10 protein-coding genes and 1 tRNA gene are annotated in these 16,640 nt (G+C 59.8%); 2 read left to right on the top strand and 9 right to left on the bottom strand.

What is annotated here, in order from left to right; genetic code table 11:
- Positions 1–4: 4 nt before the first annotated feature.
- From ACR3EN_RS09065 to ACR3EN_RS09045, 5 genes are all read right to left on the bottom strand, one after another.
- Positions 5–1,315 (bottom strand): radical SAM protein, encoded by a 1,311-nt coding sequence (locus tag ACR3EN_RS09065; protein ID WP_480825272.1) that lies wholly within the window; start codon positions 1,313–1,315, stop codon positions 5–7.
- Positions 1,312–4,734: a ferritin-like domain-containing protein gene (locus tag ACR3EN_RS09060; RefSeq protein WP_480871180.1), complete on the bottom strand. Its 3,423-nt coding sequence runs from the start codon at positions 4,732–4,734 to the stop codon at positions 1,312–1,314. Before ACR3EN_RS09060 ends, ACR3EN_RS09065 begins: the two co-directional genes overlap by 4 nt.
- Positions 4,735–4,773: 39 nt before the next feature.
- The gene (locus ACR3EN_RS09055) at positions 4,774–6,339 is read right to left on the bottom strand and encodes an FAD-binding oxidoreductase (RefSeq protein ID WP_480825276.1); all 1,566 of its coding nucleotides are present in this window, start codon (positions 6,337–6,339) and stop codon (positions 4,774–4,776) included.
- A gap of 121 nt (positions 6,340–6,460) precedes the next feature.
- Positions 6,461–9,766, bottom strand: coding sequence for an adenylate/guanylate cyclase domain-containing protein (locus tag ACR3EN_RS09050; RefSeq protein WP_480825278.1), 3,306 nt, complete (start codon positions 9,764–9,766; stop codon positions 6,461–6,463).
- Positions 9,767–9,990: 224 nt separating this feature from the next.
- Positions 9,991–10,066: transfer RNA gene (locus ACR3EN_RS09045), tRNA-Trp, on the bottom strand.
- 143 nt (positions 10,067–10,209) lie between these two features.
- On the opposite strand from ACR3EN_RS09045, the gene ACR3EN_RS09040 reads away from it, so the two are divergent.
- On the top strand, positions 10,210–10,914 hold the full coding sequence (locus tag ACR3EN_RS09040) for a lysophospholipid acyltransferase family protein (RefSeq protein WP_480825280.1): 705 nt from the start codon (positions 10,210–10,212) through the stop codon (positions 10,912–10,914).
- A 17-nt stretch (positions 10,915–10,931) separates the two neighbouring features.
- On the opposite strand, the gene ACR3EN_RS09035 is transcribed toward ACR3EN_RS09040, so the two are convergent.
- From ACR3EN_RS09035 to ACR3EN_RS09020, 4 genes are all read right to left on the bottom strand, one after another.
- A complete protein-coding gene (locus ACR3EN_RS09035) occupies positions 10,932–11,117 on the bottom strand; it encodes a hypothetical protein (RefSeq protein WP_480825282.1) in 186 nt (61 codons plus the stop codon).
- A 369-nt stretch (positions 11,118–11,486) separates the two neighbouring features.
- Positions 11,487–12,662, bottom strand: coding sequence for an elongation factor Tu (tuf, locus tag ACR3EN_RS09030; protein ID WP_480871569.1), 1,176 nt, complete (start codon positions 12,660–12,662; stop codon positions 11,487–11,489).
- 114 nt (positions 12,663–12,776) lie between these two features.
- Entirely contained in the window at positions 12,777–13,367 is a 591-nt protein-coding gene (locus ACR3EN_RS09025) for a hypothetical protein (protein WP_480824595.1), read from the bottom strand.
- Between the two features lie 99 nt (positions 13,368–13,466).
- Positions 13,467–15,815: a DNA topoisomerase IV subunit A gene (locus ACR3EN_RS09020; protein ID WP_480824597.1), complete on the bottom strand. Its 2,349-nt coding sequence runs from the start codon at positions 15,813–15,815 to the stop codon at positions 13,467–13,469.
- A 305-nt stretch (positions 15,816–16,120) separates the two neighbouring features.
- On the opposite strand from ACR3EN_RS09020, the gene ACR3EN_RS09015 reads away from it, so the two are divergent.
- Positions 16,121–16,624 (top strand): SH3 domain-containing protein, encoded by a 504-nt coding sequence (locus ACR3EN_RS09015; RefSeq protein WP_480918411.1) that lies wholly within the window; start codon positions 16,121–16,123, stop codon positions 16,622–16,624.
- The last annotated feature ends 16 nt before the right edge of the window (positions 16,625–16,640 follow it).

The following is a 16,640-nucleotide window of genomic DNA, read 5'->3' as shown; positions in this document are numbered from 1 at the left end:
ACGCTCAGGCAGAGGCCGCCTGTACCGGCGCACCGAAATAATCCGGGCGCGCTTCGGACAGGCGGACATAGGCCTGCAGGCAGTAATGCAGCCAACCGCGAATATAGTCGCAGGCGGGGCGTCCACGATGGATCACCTCGTGATGACATCCGCCGCCGCACAGGTAACGCGCCCAGCAGGTGGTGCAGGGGGATTGGGTGTGGACGTGACGATCCGCCAGCCAGCTCTCGCGCCGCAGGTCGGGGCCATCATAGACATTTCCCATGGCCCCCGCGTCGTCTTCAACAAACCGGTGGCAGGCGAACAGGCCGCCATCGGCGGACACGCCGAAATAGCCGCCCCCTGCCCCGCAGGCATAGGGGCGGTGCGTACCACGATGGATTTCCTGCATCGCCGCCGCCATGTTCGAAAACGGATAGCGCTGACCATCGATCACCGCCGCCTCGAACACCTCACCGCAGCGGATCATCTGGGTCAGCATCTCGTGTAGATCGTTTTGGTCCAGCTCATGCTGACCGTTGGGCGAGGCCAGCATTGGCGAGAACCCTATCGAATGGAAGCCCATCCCCACGAACTGGTCCAGCGTTTCGGGCAGGTTCATGTTCTGCGGCGTCACAGTCACGCGCGCGCCAACCTGCATGCGATGTTGCGCAGCCAGCAAAGGCTCGACCCGTTTCAGGATCGTGTCGAAACTACCCCGGCCACCGCGATTGGGGCGCAGTTTGTCATGGACCTCGCCCACCCCGTCAAGACTGATGGTGACCGCAAAACCATGGGCCTCGAAAAACGCTGCATCCTCGGGGCGCAGCAAGGTGCCATTGGTGGTAATCGAGAATCCAACGCTCAACCCGTTGGCCTGCGCTTGCTCCACCGCATAGTCGGTGGTTCGCTGCACCAGATCGCGGTTGATCAGAGGCTCACCGCCCAGAAAAGCGAGGTTTATGCGCACGCCGGGCTCTGCCTCGGTCACCAGCCGGTCGACCGAGGCTTTGGCAACCCCCCATTCCATATTCCGCGCCGGGCCACCAAACTCGCCGCCCGCCGCATAGCAATAGGTGCAGGCCAGATTGCATTTCTGCGCCACAGCCAGCGACAGCGACCGCACCGGCATGTCCTGCGGCGGCGTGTCATCGATGAACGGCGTTCCATCCAACCCCATCGAGCTGAGAAAATCATCCTGGCCCTTGGTGTCCATCGCCTCAAACCGGCCCGCCGTGCCCTCCGGCACATCGAACACGCGCGAGCCGTCGACAGCCAGCATATGACCCCCATGCTCGGTCTCAAAGAAATGTACCTGCGCGGCGGGTGGGATCACGCCTTGCCCCCTTTCCAGAAGGGAATGCCGATCCCTTTTGCAGCCAGCGCCTCGCCCTCGATCCGGAACAGCTTCATGTCGTCGCGGACCTGCTGAATATAGGTCTGAGACTCTTCAAGCTTTCCTTCGGCCTCAAGCGCATAGGCCTTGGCAAGCCCGTCCTTGACCTTGGCATACAGGTCCAGCGCGGTCTTGGCTTCTGCTTCGGTTCCCACGTCAATCTTGCGCAGATAGGCGGGCGTGCCCTCGCCGGTGTCGTACTTGGCCAAAACGTCCTTCATCTGGCTAAAGCGCAGGAAATGCTCGTCCCCGTCGGTGTCGATCCGCACCGCCAGCGCATAGAGGCGACGTTCGGGGAACAGCTCTTCTTGCTTCAGCGTCGCCACGCATTGCGCGTAGGCCCGGTCGATATAGCCGCCGGGGCGCTCGATCTCGATGAAATCGGTCAGTGCCTCAGCGGTCAACGGCCGCAGTTCGCGGGGTTGCGTCTTACCCTTGCCTTCGCCCGATGGCAGGGTTTCCGAGGGCGTCAGTACGGGTTCATATCCCTCGGGCTCCAACTCCCACAGCAACTGGTTCGCCCAGCGGATATGGGTCATCTCGCCTATCGCGACCTCCAACACCGAGCGGCGGGCAAAGATCAGGTCATCCTTCAGTGTCGGCCACTTATTGGTATCCACCGTCTCAGGGTCCGTCAGCGAGAAATAGGCATAGAGATACTGCAGGCTCAGCGTCATCTCCATCGGGGCCAGACGGGTCCTGAGGTCTTTGACCATATCCTCGGGCGAGTCATAGGGTTCGACACCGGGCAATTCCGGATCGACCTCATAAACCTCGCCGGTTTCGCGGCCTTCGACCACGATTGGCAGCTCGCTCCACATCTGGTTCACCTGATAGTGGTCGATCTGATAGGGGCGGTTTTGTTCCACCGTATTCAGCGCCGCCACATTGCCGGATGGCGACTTGTCCGAGCGCAGCCAGTCCAGATACGTCTCGGCCTCAATGGGGTTCTTCGACTGCCCCGAGGGCAGCTGATCGTCATGCGCAACCTCGGCCATCACCACGTCGGGGTGGTTCGAAGGCCAGTAATGGCAGCCGCAATCGCGGAAATCATGGGACCACGGGTTGCACAGGCTTTGCGTCAGCTCGCCGGGATCATAAGCCTCGCTGAATGCGCCGGCCTCAGTACGGTATTGGCGGCGATAGCCGTGCAGAACAACCTGTTTGGTGTCCACGATGCCTTCGTGGTTGCGCCGCTCCAGCGCGATGCTGATCGGTTTATCATCGCCGCATTCCAGACTGCGGATAAAGCGCCAGACCATCAATCCGTCGTAGGGCGTGCCGTCTTTCTCTTGGAACGTGATACGCTTGCCGCTCTGTTCGACCCAGGACAGGAACCAGCGCCCTTGGCTGAGCTTCGTGCCCACATCGCCGCTATAGCCCTCAAGCAGGGTCTGCACCCATTCCTCGGGGCTGTTGTCGGGCAACATCGGATCGTAGAAGTAGTCGACAAAGACCAGATGGAAGCCCTGCGTGTTCTTGGGTGCCTCGGGCACGGGGCTCAGCGGCACGCGCACGGCATTGAACACCAGACCGGGGAAGAAACGCCGGTCGAGGTTGCGTACGTCCATTTCCAGACCGGGGAAACAATTGCCCACCGATCCGTCCAGTCGCGTATTGTCAGGGTTTCCCGGCACCTTGAAGGCCGCGCGCGCGGTCAGGTTCCGGGGCGTGATCTCGGTCTGTACCGGCTTTGCGGGTTCATCGCCCATGGCGACCAGATAGTCGATAAACGAGATCACCAGATGGTACTGCCTGCGCGACAGGGACAGCGGATAGTAGTTGGAATCGCGCATATAAGGCGGCATCCGCGCGTCATGCATTGAATCGCGGATGTTGCGCGGGTCCCGGAATTCGGGGTTCGGGGCCTGATCCGGGTTGGGGTCGGTTTCAAGCTCTTGCAGGATGCCATAGGGCGGGCGCAGCAAGGTCTTCACGAAATCCGGACGGCGGCGCAGGAAATCCAGCAGGTTGGCCTCGTCAATCAACTGCTCATGCACGAATTTCGTGGCGACCGTATAGGGCAGACGGTCGTTGGGCACCGAGTTCGAAAAGACCGAGGCGGGCTGCGGACGGATCAGTTCATCAATCTTGTCCGGCGGCCTTGCGTCTTCTGCCGTCATGGATTTCGCGTTGGTCGAGGGCAGGCCCGGCGTCGGGGAAATCCCGGTCTTGGCCTGCAACTTGGCATTGTCTTTCAGACCCTGCGCGCGGATATCGTCGAGATTGATCAGGCTGTTGGTCTCGAACGCGCGGCGGAAGATGTCGACCACCTCGGCCTTGGCCTGCTGAAAATTGTCTTCGGTCACCGAGATCAGCGACAGATCACGATCAGCCAGATCATCTTCGAGACTGTAGAACGGTCTTGCGTCCGGCGCGAAATCGGGCGGGCCGGTCATGATTTGCGCACGCGCGGTCAGACGCTCGCCACGCACCGCCAAAGTCGCCTCGATCACGCCATCGCTGGTGTCATCGGCCACACCCCAGGACTGGTCATTGCCGACGCGGGCACCGTCGTAGCTGTCATGCGGCTCGGGGTCGTCCGAAGTGCCGGACATCATGATCCATTTCGACCACGGGGTGTCGGGGTTCAGAATGCGGTTCTGTTCGGGCACAATTTCGTGGATGCGGCCATATTCCGATTTCGCCGGGTCGTTCTGATATCCGGGCACGGCCAGCGTCGCCGGACCATAGGCCGCGTCAGGCGGGCCATAGACCTCGCCCTTGGGCGGCATAAAACGCAGGCGCAGGATGCTGCGGTCAACGAATTCGCCCTCGACCGGTTCATCATGACCCTGCACCGGATGGATCGCGCGGACCGAGCCCAGCGGGATCGGGTTATGCTCATAAACCATCGGCTGCTGTTCAGAGGTATAAGGGCTGAAGGCCAGCAGAGGTTTCGGCGTGAAATCCTGCCCCGCAATCTCGACCCGTGCGCGGAAACCGCAGGCCGCATCGCCGGTTCGCCGTTCAGCCTTGGTGTTTCCCACGGTGACCGTATAGCGCACATTTTCCAGCGACAGACCCTGTTCGTCCAAAAGGTCCAGCGTGACCGGCACTTCGTACTCCTTGCCGGTCTCGGCATCGTGCATACGCGCCCAAAGCTCAAAAAACGGGGCAACCGGGCGCAGCGCGCCGCCTTCATCACGAAAGCGGATCGTGTCGGGGTCGGGCAGATATGCGGTGACGCTGCCATCCTCAACCTCGCGCAGGGTTATGTTCGACCGGATGACCGTCTTGTTGTTGCCATGGGCATCCATATCCTGCTGCCATTCATAGCTTTCAAGCGGTGTTTCGCCCGGCCCCAAGCGGGCAACCGCGATAGGCGGTAGAAAGAAAATCTCTTGGATCGTGTCCATGCTGGGCTCTCCCCCGTTTGGCCGTGGCTGCCCCCGCTTTCAGGGGTTCGAATAGTCCTCATAGGTGATGGTCGGGTCGTCAAAGATCGACTCGGACGGGTCCCGGATAATCTCGGGCGGCGCGTCATCCGGCACCGGCGAAATGCTCTGCTGATAGTGGAAGAAATCATGCGGATCGAATTTCTGCTTCACGAACAGCAGCGAGTTGAAGTATTCGCCCCAGTATTGCCAGCGATAGTTCTTCTGGGTCCGGCGCGGGTAATTCTGATAGACGCGATCGATGAAATAGCCTTCTTCGGTCATCAGCTCCATGAACCCGTCGAGCCACGGCACCACGGTTTCTTTTTCCTCTTCCGACAGCCAGAACACATCGACATAGAAATTCAGCGATACGTCGCGATGGATAAAGGCATTGCCCTCTTTGCCCAGCGGCACCCGGTTGATCGTTCCGCCATAGGGTTCGATCGCAACCGCACCATAGGCATTGGGCGTGCTGTCCAGGTAATCCACAACGCGCTGCCATTCAGCCTCGGAGAGCTGGCGTTTGATATATCCCGCCTGTTTATCCTCGCGGGCCTGATCAGGCACGACAGGGATGTCGTACTTGTCGTCATAAAGCCAGGAGTTGATTTCCTGATAGGTGCCGTAGTTTGCGTCATCCTCACCCATCTCGCCGCCGATTTCATCGCTCAGCAGTGGTTGGACGCAGGCCTTCCCCTCGTCGGGCGTCCCATCATAAAGCGCAGACAGCAGCAGCACCTTCCTGTCCCCTTGATAGGCCAAAAAGATATAGGCTCCGAAACGGTCATCTTCGCAGGTGCTCATGTAGTTGGCCTGAAGAAACTCCAGCGCCTTGGCGGCCTTTTCCAGCGGCCAGGTGATGTGACAGCCCCAGACCTTGTACAGCGGGTGCAGCTGAAAGCGGATTTCCAACAGGATACCGAAATTGTTGCCGGTCCCGCCCCGGATCGCCCAGAACAGATCGGGGTTGGTATCCTTGTCGGCAATCACGATACTGCCATCCCACAGCATCACCGTGACGCCCAGCACATTGTCACAGGCCATGCCGTAGCGGCGCGAGGTAAAGCCATAGCCGCCACCCATCATGAAACCGGCCACGCAGACATCCTGACAGGCCCCGCCCGGCACATGCAGGTGATACGCGTTCAGCTCAGCATTCAGCATCTTGAACGGTGTGCCGGGCCCCACATAGGCCATCGGCACATCGGGGTCGACGGTCACGTAGCGCATCTTGCTGGTGTCCAGCACCATCTGGTTGTTGACCGAATACCCTGCCGTGCTGTGCCGACCGGATCGCGCCACGACCCACAGGTCATGTTCACGCGCGAAGGCGAGGCTGTTGCGCACGTCCTGAATGGTTTCGCAATAGACAATGATCTCGGGATAATCCTGAAACGCCGGGTTCCAGACCTGCCGGTCCCGGTTGTATTCAAGGTCTGCGGGCAGTGTGACCGTGCCAATCAGCTTCTTCACAAACGCGCGTATCTCCTCGCCCGGGATCGAGTGATATTGCTGCAATGCCAGATCGGTGCGGCTTTGCGCCACGATATCCTTGGCCAGAAGGGTTTTGCTGATCTTTTTCATCGGGTCTCCTCACACCACACAAGCGGGGGCGCCGGACCGATGTCTCAGCGCCTAAGTGTCGAATTTTAGGTATCAACCCCTATGTGCCCGTGCCCAAGCTGGCAGCAACAGGCCCCTTCGGTCAAGTGGTCGTTTCCATTAACGCCTGCGCGTCCTTGAGGTCCGGTAGTTCGGCATCCTGTTGAAAATGCGACAGGGCGGTGTGCAACACCTCGCCCGAGGGTTCCCCGCGACGTTGCCGCCATTCGGCCAGCGCAACCGCCGCGCGCAGTTCGTAAAGCCATGCACCCTGCTTTTGCGCCGTCTCGATCGCGCGTAAAAAAACTGGTTCGGGATCGCCGCCGGTTCTTGCAATCAGTTCAGCCTCGATCCGGATTTGCTCGGCCTCGGCCCATTTCTCTTCTGACTCGCGCCGCACCTGCGCGGATTGCCTCAGGGTGTCTTGCGCGCCTTCATAATCGCCTGCGGCAATTTCAAGTTCCGCAATCAACGAAGGGAAGAAGCTCTTGTAGTTGCCAGCCCCAATCGCCCACCAGTCCTTGGAGGCCTGACGCAGGTTCTCGATCTGCTCAAGGTCACCGGTTTCGGTCGCCTCGGCCCAACTGCCCCATAACCGCGCAATTGTCGCCATGAACGGCAGCGAGTGCTGTTCGGCAATCTCGGACAGGGCCTCAACATCCTGTCGCAAAGCAGGCAAATCGCGCGCCAACAGGTGCACCTTGCACATATAGACCAGAATCTGCGCCACACTGTGGGCATGCTTGAGGTCCTTGGCCCACGCCAAAGCCTTACGTTGCACATTCAGAGCCTCTTGACGACGCCCCATCAGGCAATAGCAGGTCCCCAGAAACGCCGAAGTGATCGCAGCATGGTCGGTGCCATAAACATATGCCAGTTGGCCGTGCTGTTCGAAATCGTAAAGCGACCAGGCCTGCTCTAGATGGCTTTGCGCGTCGGGCAAATGTCCCAGATGCAATTGCACCGCACCCATGGCGCGGTGGCCGACCATACGGTGCTCGGTCTTGCCGCTTTCGGCAGCAAGGTCCAGAATCTGTGCCGCCACATCCTGTGCCATCCGGTATTCGGCGCGCACCAGATGAAAAGCATAAAGACCGTTGAGCACCGGGAACAGGCGCTCGGTTTGCTCGGCGCGATGGCAAAGGTCGCGCAGACGGCCATAGGCCTCGCCTGTCGCATCCCCGGAAATGCCGCTGGTCGAGCGCAGTACGCCCGCGCGCAAGATCTGAATGTCGATCTCCTGCACATCGCGTTCGCGGCTTTTGGGCAGATCGGCAAGCTGTTCCAGTGCCGTGGACAGATGAGTAAGCGCTTCGGTCAGGGCCGAACGTTCGATGGCGCGACGCCCGGCGCTTTGCCAATGCATCACGGCCTCGCCGGTTCGATGAGCCAGCGTATAGTGCTGCGCCAGAACCTCGGGCTGGGTTTGCGCCAACTGAGGCTGGCTTTCCAGAAGTGCACCGGCTGCGCGGTCATGCAAGACCTGCCGCTCGGTCCGCAGCAGGCTGTCATAAGCCATGTCGCGGATCAGGGCGTGGCGGAAGATGAACTCGTCTTCGGTCGCGTCGGGTGCTTGCAATATGATGCCCGCCGAAGACAACTGATCCAGACCAGCCTGTAACACCGCCGGCGACAGGATCGAGACCGAGGCCAGCAGCGCGATCGAGAACTGCCGCCCAAACACAGCACCGGTCTGCGCCACCTCTTTGGCCATGCCCAGCCGGTCCAGACGCTCCATCAGCGAGTCCTTCAGCGTACTGGGCACAGAAAGCGATGGCAGCGGACCACGCAGTGCATAACCCTGCTCCGTCAGCCGCAGCTGGCCCGATTCCAGAAGACCCCTCGTAACCTCTTGCACATAAAGCGGAATTCCATCCGTCTTGGCCGCGATCAGGTCACAAACTTCGGCAGGCACCGTATGCCCGCCAGCCACTTCAGTCACAATCTCGGCCACATCGCGATTGGCCAGACGCTTGAGCGGCAAATGCAAAGTGTTTTGATGATGCCCCCAACCGGGATCAAATCCGGGACGGGCGGTGACAACCATAAGAACCGGTAGTTCGCTGATCCGTTCAATCACACGCTCGGTCAGCGATACTGTTGTCGGATCCACCCAATGCGCATCTTCAAACAACACCAGAACAGGTTTTTCTTGGGCTAAAGCAACAAGCTGCTCGATCACCGCATCAAGCGTGCGTTCCAGTTTGACTTGCGGCGGTAAATCCAGAGGGCCAAGTTCTTCGTCCGCGTCGATGCTCAGCAAATCCGCAATCAGGCGCTGATGCTCGGGCGGATGATGGCGCAGCAGATGTGATAGCTTCCTGAGCTTCTCGCTATCGTCGTCTGTCGTTGCGAACCCTGCCGCACGCTCCAGATGCTGAATCACCGGGTACAGCGCCGAGTTGGCATGGAAAGGCGAGCACTGGAAGTTCAGGCGCAGCGCCTCTTGCTCTTGCACGAGTTGACTGAGACCCTCGATCAGACGCGACTTGCCAATACCTGCCTCACCCGTGATCAGCACAGATTGGCCAGCGCCTGTACATGCCTCATGCCATTTCTCACTGAGCTTGCGGAACTCAGACTGACGTCCGACCAGTCGCCCGGCACCGGCATCCGGCATGATGTCAAAGCGTCTTTCTATCCGTGCCTGCCCTGTGACAGTCCAGGCCTGAACCTTCTCGGAAAACCCCTTCAGGGCGAACGCGCCCTGATCCCGTAACTCAAAGGCATTCCCGATCAGACGCCGGGTCGATGGGCTGATGATCAGCGTATTGGGCTCGGCCAACCCCTGCAGTCGCGCGGCCAGATTGGGCGTGCGGCCCATGACCACATCATGTTCCTTCAGCCCCTCTCCGTGAATTTCGCCCACCACGACAAGGCCGGTCGACACCCCGATCCGCGCCTTAAGCTGTTCTTCCCCGTCAATACGGCGCAACTCGTCTAGTATGTCCAACCCGGCATGCACCGAACGCGCCGCCGCATCCTCAAGCGCGTGCGGATAGCCGAAATAGATCATGGCCCCATCGCCCATGAAGCTGGCGATATGCCCGCCAAAGCGCGCCACTGACGTCGAACAGATTTCTTTGAAACGACGCAGCAGCTCGCCCAGATCTTCTGGATCCAGACGTTCGGACAGCGCGGTCGAGCCCACCAGATCGACGAACATCACCGTCAACTGCCGCCGTTCGGCCACGATCTTGCCCCCACCCTGCACCGGTGCCGGGGCCGCATCGCGCGCTTGCCCCAGCGCCGCCATCAGCCTGCGGCGCGGCCCCAACGGCAGGCCAAGATCAATCAGGTCATGTTCCGACAAATGCGCCAGATCGGCGCGCGTAACTTCGTTCGACGCAAAAACGGGCGCATATTTCGACAGCCCGAGTTCTTCAAGATATGCATCGATGTCAGTCATTATCCCCCGAGTCCCCGCTTCATCCCGAGTCCCCCAACCCGGTCAGGCTCCTGCGCCTTCAAAAAAACCAGCAACTCTAGCACGTTATCTGGACTGCTCTGATGGCGTGTCCGGCAGCCTTGTTCAAGCTTTTTCTTTCTTTCCCGATACGTCAAGTGCATTGCCGACCTCGCGCGATGGTATCTCGTGCGGTTATGGCAATTTTTTGACGATTTCGAAGGAAATGGCAGGGGCAGCAGGGTTCGAACCCGCGACCTACGGTTTTGGAGACCGTCGCTCTACCAACTGAGCTATACCCCTAGGCTGGGCCTTCAGATATTCCAGTGCAGCAGAGGACTCAAGAGGCTTTTTACTTTTGCTGTCAGTTTGCCCGCCGACAAAAAAGTTGCGCCCGGCGCGCAGTTCTTTAAGACAAGGCTCGACCAGCCAGAAGGACCGCAGCCTTGAGCCTCCGCAAGAAAATCGCTGACAGCGAAGCTGTGCTGAACTGGGTCGCGCGTCGGATCGCCAGTTACATCCGGCTGGTCCACCGCACCACGCGCTGGCAACGCATCGGTTACGAGGAACTGGACCAACTGGCCGAGCAGGGCGAACCGGTGATCGTGGTTCTATGGCACCAGCGATTGGCCCAGTCGCCGTATTTTTTCCCGCTGGACAAAGCGCGCATCTGTTCGATCACCTCTGCCGCCCGGGCAGGCAGTATGGTTGGGCGGGTTCAGAAGCTGTTCGGGATGGACACAATCGCGATGTCCAGTCGAAAACGCCATGTTGCGCTGTCTCGCGAAGTGCTGGGTAAGATGAAACAGGGCATCTCGATCGGCATCGCCGCCGATGGTCCGCGCGGGCCCGAGCGGGTGTCTTCAACCGTGCCGCTGGTCTGGGCACGCACATCGGGCAAACGGGTGTTCGGCATCACCTACTCTGCGCGGCACGGGCGCGAGGCTGGCACGTGGGATCGGCTGCTGATGCCCCGCCCCTGGCGCAACGAAGGTGTGTTCCTGTGCCGCGAATGGACTGATCCGGTGCCCCGCAAGGCAAGTGAGGATCAGATCGAAGCGCTGAGGCAAAGCCTCGAGCAGCATATGAACGACATCACAGCCGAGGCTGATCGGATGGTCGGGCGTGCCCCCTGGCAGCCAAAGGCGTGATCACGCCCGCCCTTGGATCACTCTGCGACGCGACAGGCTGACTCGGTCTGCGCTGAAGCGGCGCGCAACCGTTCGCGTCGAAAGTCGCTGACCGTGCAATCGACTTCCTGCTCGCCGTCGCTCAGAACAGCGGCGCGCATGTCGTCCAGATCCTTGCTATGCAGAATTTGTGCTCCGTAGTTCAGGAATTCATAACCAAACATAACTTTCTCCCCTTGATCTCGGCGGTCGCCTCGCGCGCTCCGCGTTTGCTGTTACGGATCACAGGTGGGGGGTCGGCTTTTGGATAGGATGGAGGCAAGATTAAGATTGCTCAATCGGCAGTCAGAAAGCGAAGTGCAATCGCCAGTATCGCTAAAGAAAAAGGCCGCCCCCGTTTGGGACGGCCTTCTTTGGTTCGGTGGTGTGGGCTCTCATTGCTCTTTCAGAGCAACTGCCGCCCACCAGTCGGCAGAGCCGACTTACTCGATGATCTTCGACACGCTTTTCTGGTGCGTCTCGGGATTATTGAATTCAAACAAAAAGGGCGTCCCGAGGGACGCCCTTTCCGTCTGATCATTCGCTTGCGCGAATTATTCAATAATCTTCGACACAACGCCAGCACCGACGGTGCGGCCGCCTTCGCGGATGGCGAAGCGCAGGCCGTTTTCCATCGCGATCGGTGCGATCAGCTCAACGCCGAACGACACGTTGTCGCCGGGCATGACCATCTCGGTGCCTTCCGCCAGGGTCACAGTGCCGGTCACGTCAGTTGTACGGAAGTAGAACTGAGGACGGTAGTTCGCGAAGAACGGAGTGTGACGACCGCCTTCTTCCTTGGTCAGGATGTAGGCTTCGGCTTCGAACTTGGTGTGCGGTGTAACCGAACCCGGCTTACACAGAACCTGGCCACGCTCAACGCCGTCACGGTCAACACCACGCAGCAGGGCGCCGATGTTGTCGCCTGCTTCACCGCGGTCCAGCAGCTTGCGGAACATTTCAACGCCGGTGCAGGTGGTTTTCGAAGTGTCGCGGATGCCGACGATTTCAATCTCGTCGCCAACGTTGATCACGCCACGCTCAACACGGCCGGTCACAACAGTACCACGGCCCGAGATCGAGAACACGTCTTCGATCGGCATCAGGAACGGCTGGTCAACAGCGCGCTCAGGGGTGTCGATGTAGTCATCAACAGCCGCCATAAGTTCCTTGATTTTCTCTTCGCCGATTTCCGGGTTGTTGCCTTCCATCGCGGCCAGAGCCGAACCTGCGATGATCGGAATATCGTCGCCGGGGTAGTCGTAGCTGGACAGCAGTTCGCGCACTTCCATCTCAACCAGTTCCAGCAGCTCTTCGTCGTCAACCTGATCCACTTTGTTCATGAACACGACCATCTTCGGGATGCCAACCTGGCGGCCCAGCAGGATGTGCTCACGCGTCTGCGGCATCGGGCCGTCAGCGGCGTTCACAACCAGGATCGCGCCGTCCATCTGAGCGGCACCGGTGATCATGTTCTTGACGTAGTCGGCGTGGCCGGGGCAGTCAACGTGCGCGTAGTGGCGGTTCTCGGTCTCGTATTCCACGTGGGCGGTCGAGATGGTGATGCCGCGCGCTTTCTCTTCCGGCGCACCGTCAATCTGGTCATACGCTTTGAAGTCACCGAAATACTTGGTGATTGCTGCGGTCAGCGTGGTCTTGCCGTGGTCAACGTGGCCAATCGTGCCGATGTTGACGTGCGGTTTTGTACGCTCAAACTTTTCCTTTGCCATTCCTCAGGCGCCCTTTTGCGATTTGGGGGACCCTTGGTCCCGTGGTTACATCTGCGCGCGCGAGATATTTGGTTCAAAGGGGAAAATCAAGCACATCCTGCGGGAAATACGACCTTAGGTCGGATTTTGCGTGACCTCGTTGGTCTCAAGCGGCTGGATCAGGCTGGGACGCTTGTCGAACCAGCCATCATCCTGATGTTCTTCGGCAAGCCATTCCTCGACCCGGTCGGCAACCTTCAGGGCCAAACCGCTCATCTGCTCTTCTTTGGTCCGTGCATTTCCCGATCCGGCCAGCGCACTTTCTCCGGTGGTGTCTTCCAGCACCTGGAACTGCTTGCCCTTGGCCAGGAACTCTTTCTTTTCGACGTCATAGACATTGACCAGAACAATCGCAGTGCTTTTGGGATTGTAAATCACCGGAATACCCGGAGGGGCCAGCATATAGCCTTCCAGACTGATGCCGATGTCATATTCCTGCGTACCTTCGTAGCGACCAAGCCGGATATCCACCGCGTTCTGGATCGCTTCGGTCCATTCGTCCGGAGTAGCATCCCGCGAGACCGGCCCCTGTACCGCCTTATCGGCGAAGGCATAATTCACGCGCAGCTTGAATTCACCCAGCGACTCGGGTTCTTCGTATACTTGCGTCTGGCTACATGCGCCCAAAAGGGCCAACCCGGTGATCAATGTCAGAATGCGCAGCATGTCTCTTGTTCTCGATAGGCCTGTTTTCTTTGGATGTAGCGCACCGATATGGGGTGTGCCAAGCGGTATCGGCAGATTTTCACCAAACGGGCCGCTTGATCACGAAAACTTATAGTCGCGCGGGAAGCCATAGGGGGCCTTTTTGCCAACGCCTGCGCGCTTGGCCAGCCATTGGGACATATCCGCCTCGTGCCGGGTTTTATCGCCACCCATGGACCATTTCAGACCCTCTTCCCAGTTGAAGGTGGTGATGTCGGACAGGCCGCCATCCAGTTCCAACGTGCCCTGACGGCCCCTAGCCATATTGTATTTCTGTAGGCGGACGCCTTTACCGCGGGTCATCTCGGGCAGTTCCTTGGTCGGGAAGACAAGGAACTTGCCGTTCTGCGAGACAACGGCCACGTGGTCGCCCTCGACCGGCTTACAGATCATCGCTGTTTCGTCGCCCTTGACGTTCAGCACCTGCTTGCCGTTACGGGTTTGGGCCAGCACCTCATCCTCGGGCACCATGAAACCGTTGCCGGCATCCGAGGCCACCAGCAGCTTGCGCCCCGGCTTGTGGATCAGGATGTCGACGATCTGCGCCTCATTCGGCAGGTCGACCATCAGACGCAGCGGTTCACCCATCCCACGCCCACCGGGCAGGTTGGCGGCGCTGACGGTGTAGAAGCGGCCGTTTGAGGCAAAGACCAGCAACCGATCCGTGGTTTCAGCGTGGAAGATGAAACGCGGGCCGTCGCCGTCCTTGAACTTCAGCTCACGCTTCAGGTCGATATGGCCCGTCATGGCGCGAATCCAGCCCATCTTAGAACAGACCACCGTGATCGGTTCCTTGTCGATCATCGCCTCAAGCGGGACTTCCTCGACCTGCCCGGCCTCAGCAAACCGCGTCCGGCGCGCGCCGCCTTCATAATCTTTGCCGAAGGTCTTTTTGGTCTCTCTCAACTGCTCGGCAATCTTGGCCCATTGCAAGGCCGGGTCAGCCAGCAGGTCTTCGAGGTTGGCGCGCTCCTCCATCAACGCGTCGCGCTCGCGTACCAGCTCCATCTCTTCCAGACGGCGCAAACTGCGCAGGCGCATGTTGAGGATAGCATCGACCTGAACCTCGGACAGTTCGCCCTCACCCGGCTTGGGCGAGACGTAGTCGGCCTCGCTGGTCGCGCGGACGTGATCGATGCCCCAATCCTCGCGCATCAGCGCGGCTTTGGGGTCGTCGTCATAGCGGATGATGTCGATCACGCGGTCGAGGTTGAGGAAGGCGACAATAAATCCCTCCAACACCTCAAGCCGGTGGTCGATCTTGCCCAGACGGTGACGCGAGCGGCGGATCAGAACCTCTTGCCGGTGATCGAGAAAGGCGCGCAGCACTTCCTTCATCGAACACACTTTCGGCGTTACACCATCGATCAGCACGTTCATGTTCAGGCTGAACCGCACCTCAAGGTCCGAGTTGCGATAGAGCATGCCCATCAGCACCTCGGGGTCCACATTCTTGGAGCGCGGTTCGAGGATCAGGCGGATGTCGTCAGCGGATTCGTCGCGCACATCCGCTAGGATCGGGATTTTCTTGGTCTGGATCAGTTCCGCGATCTTTTCGATCAGCTTGGATTTCTGAACCTGATAGGGGATCTCGGTGACCACGATCTGCCACTGGCCGCGACCGAGGTCTTCGACCTCGAACTTGCAGCGCAGACGGAACGAGCCACGCCCGGTGCGATAGGCCTGCGCGATATTCTCGGGCGGCTCGACGATCACGCCGCCGGTCGGGAAATCCGGGCCGGGCACATAGTTCAACAGCGTGTCGTCGCGCGCATCCGGCGTTTTGATCAGATGCAGACAGGCATCACATAGTTCCGAGATGTTGTGCGGCGGGATATTCGTCGCCATGCCCACCGCAATACCGCTGGCCCCATTCGCCAAAAGGTTTGGAAACTGCGCAGGCAACACGACCGGTTCGGTCAGAGTGCCATCATAGTTGTCGCGGAAATCGACGGCGTCTTCGTTCAGACCTTCCAGCAGCGCCTCGGCCACGATGGTCATCCGCGCCTCGGTGTAGCGCGAGGCCGCCGGGTTATCGCCGTCGATATTGCCGAAATTCCCCTGCCCGTCGACCAGCGGGTAGCGCACGTTGAAGTCCTGCGCCAGACGCGCCATCGCGTCGTAAATCGCGGCATCACCATGCGGGTGATAGTTGCCCATCACGTCACCCGAGATTTTCGCCGACTTACGGAATCCCCCCGTCGCACTGAGTCGCAGCTCACGCATCGCATAGAGGATTCGCCGGTGAACCGGCTTCAGCCCGTCGCGCGCATCGGGCAAAGCGCGGTGCATGATGGTAGACAGCGCATAGGTCAGATAGCGCTCACCAATCGCGCGGCGCAGCGGTTCGGCTACCTCGCCCCCGTTCTCGGGGGCCTCCATGTTGGGGTCGTCGATCGTGTCGTTCATACATGATGTGGTACAACGCAACCGCGCGCGGGTAAAGCAATCGGCGCATATTTTGCTGGGGACAAGTCGGGCTTTTTGCAACAGGGGGAGGCAAGTACCGGTTTTCCCCCATGTTTTCGACTCGGGCCCGGAATTATGGTAAGCTCTCAATCATTAAGTCTGCTGCCTTTTATTGTTGTTACGATTGCCAGGGGGTGCGCCATGACGCGCGTTATTATCATCACTTTTGCCATGCTCGGTTGGAGCTTTTATGTCATGAGCGGGGGCCGGATTTCGAACCACGCGGCACCCGCGCAGAGCAACCCATGCGCGTTGCCGCAACACCTGATCCGATTCAGACCTCGCAGGCCCAAGAGCTTGTGACCAACGTCGCCGCGCGCCCGGTGCAGGCGCGCGTTCAGCCGGAAGCCCAAACCGAAGAGAGTGAGGCAGTGGTTGTCTTGACTCAGGCCGCGGCTGATACGCTGTCGCAGCCGACCGCCTTCGACGATCAAGGCGCAAGTTTTACGCTGGCCTCACTCGAGGAAGGACTTGCCGGGCTCAGCCAGGTGGCGCCCGATGTTCAGGATGACGCCACGCCCGTGCAGCAGGTGATCGAGCCGGAAAAGGACGTCCGCGAGATTGCCGGCACCCGCGTGAACATGCGCGATGGTCCCGGCACGATCTATCCCATCATTGCCAAGGCGGTGATCGGCCAGCGGGTCGAGGTTCTGGGCGAGTCCGGCACAGGCTGGCTGCGCCTTCGCCTTTTCCCTGAACAGAGAGTGGGCTGGATCGCCTCATCCCTGGTTCGAAAGCCAACAAACTGACGCAACTGTGTCATTG

The sequence above is a fragment of the Ruegeria sp. G7 genome, assembly GCF_056535465.1.
The sequence above is the reverse complement of the archived record's forward strand: the minus strand, read 5'-3'. Positions and strand labels throughout refer to the sequence as shown.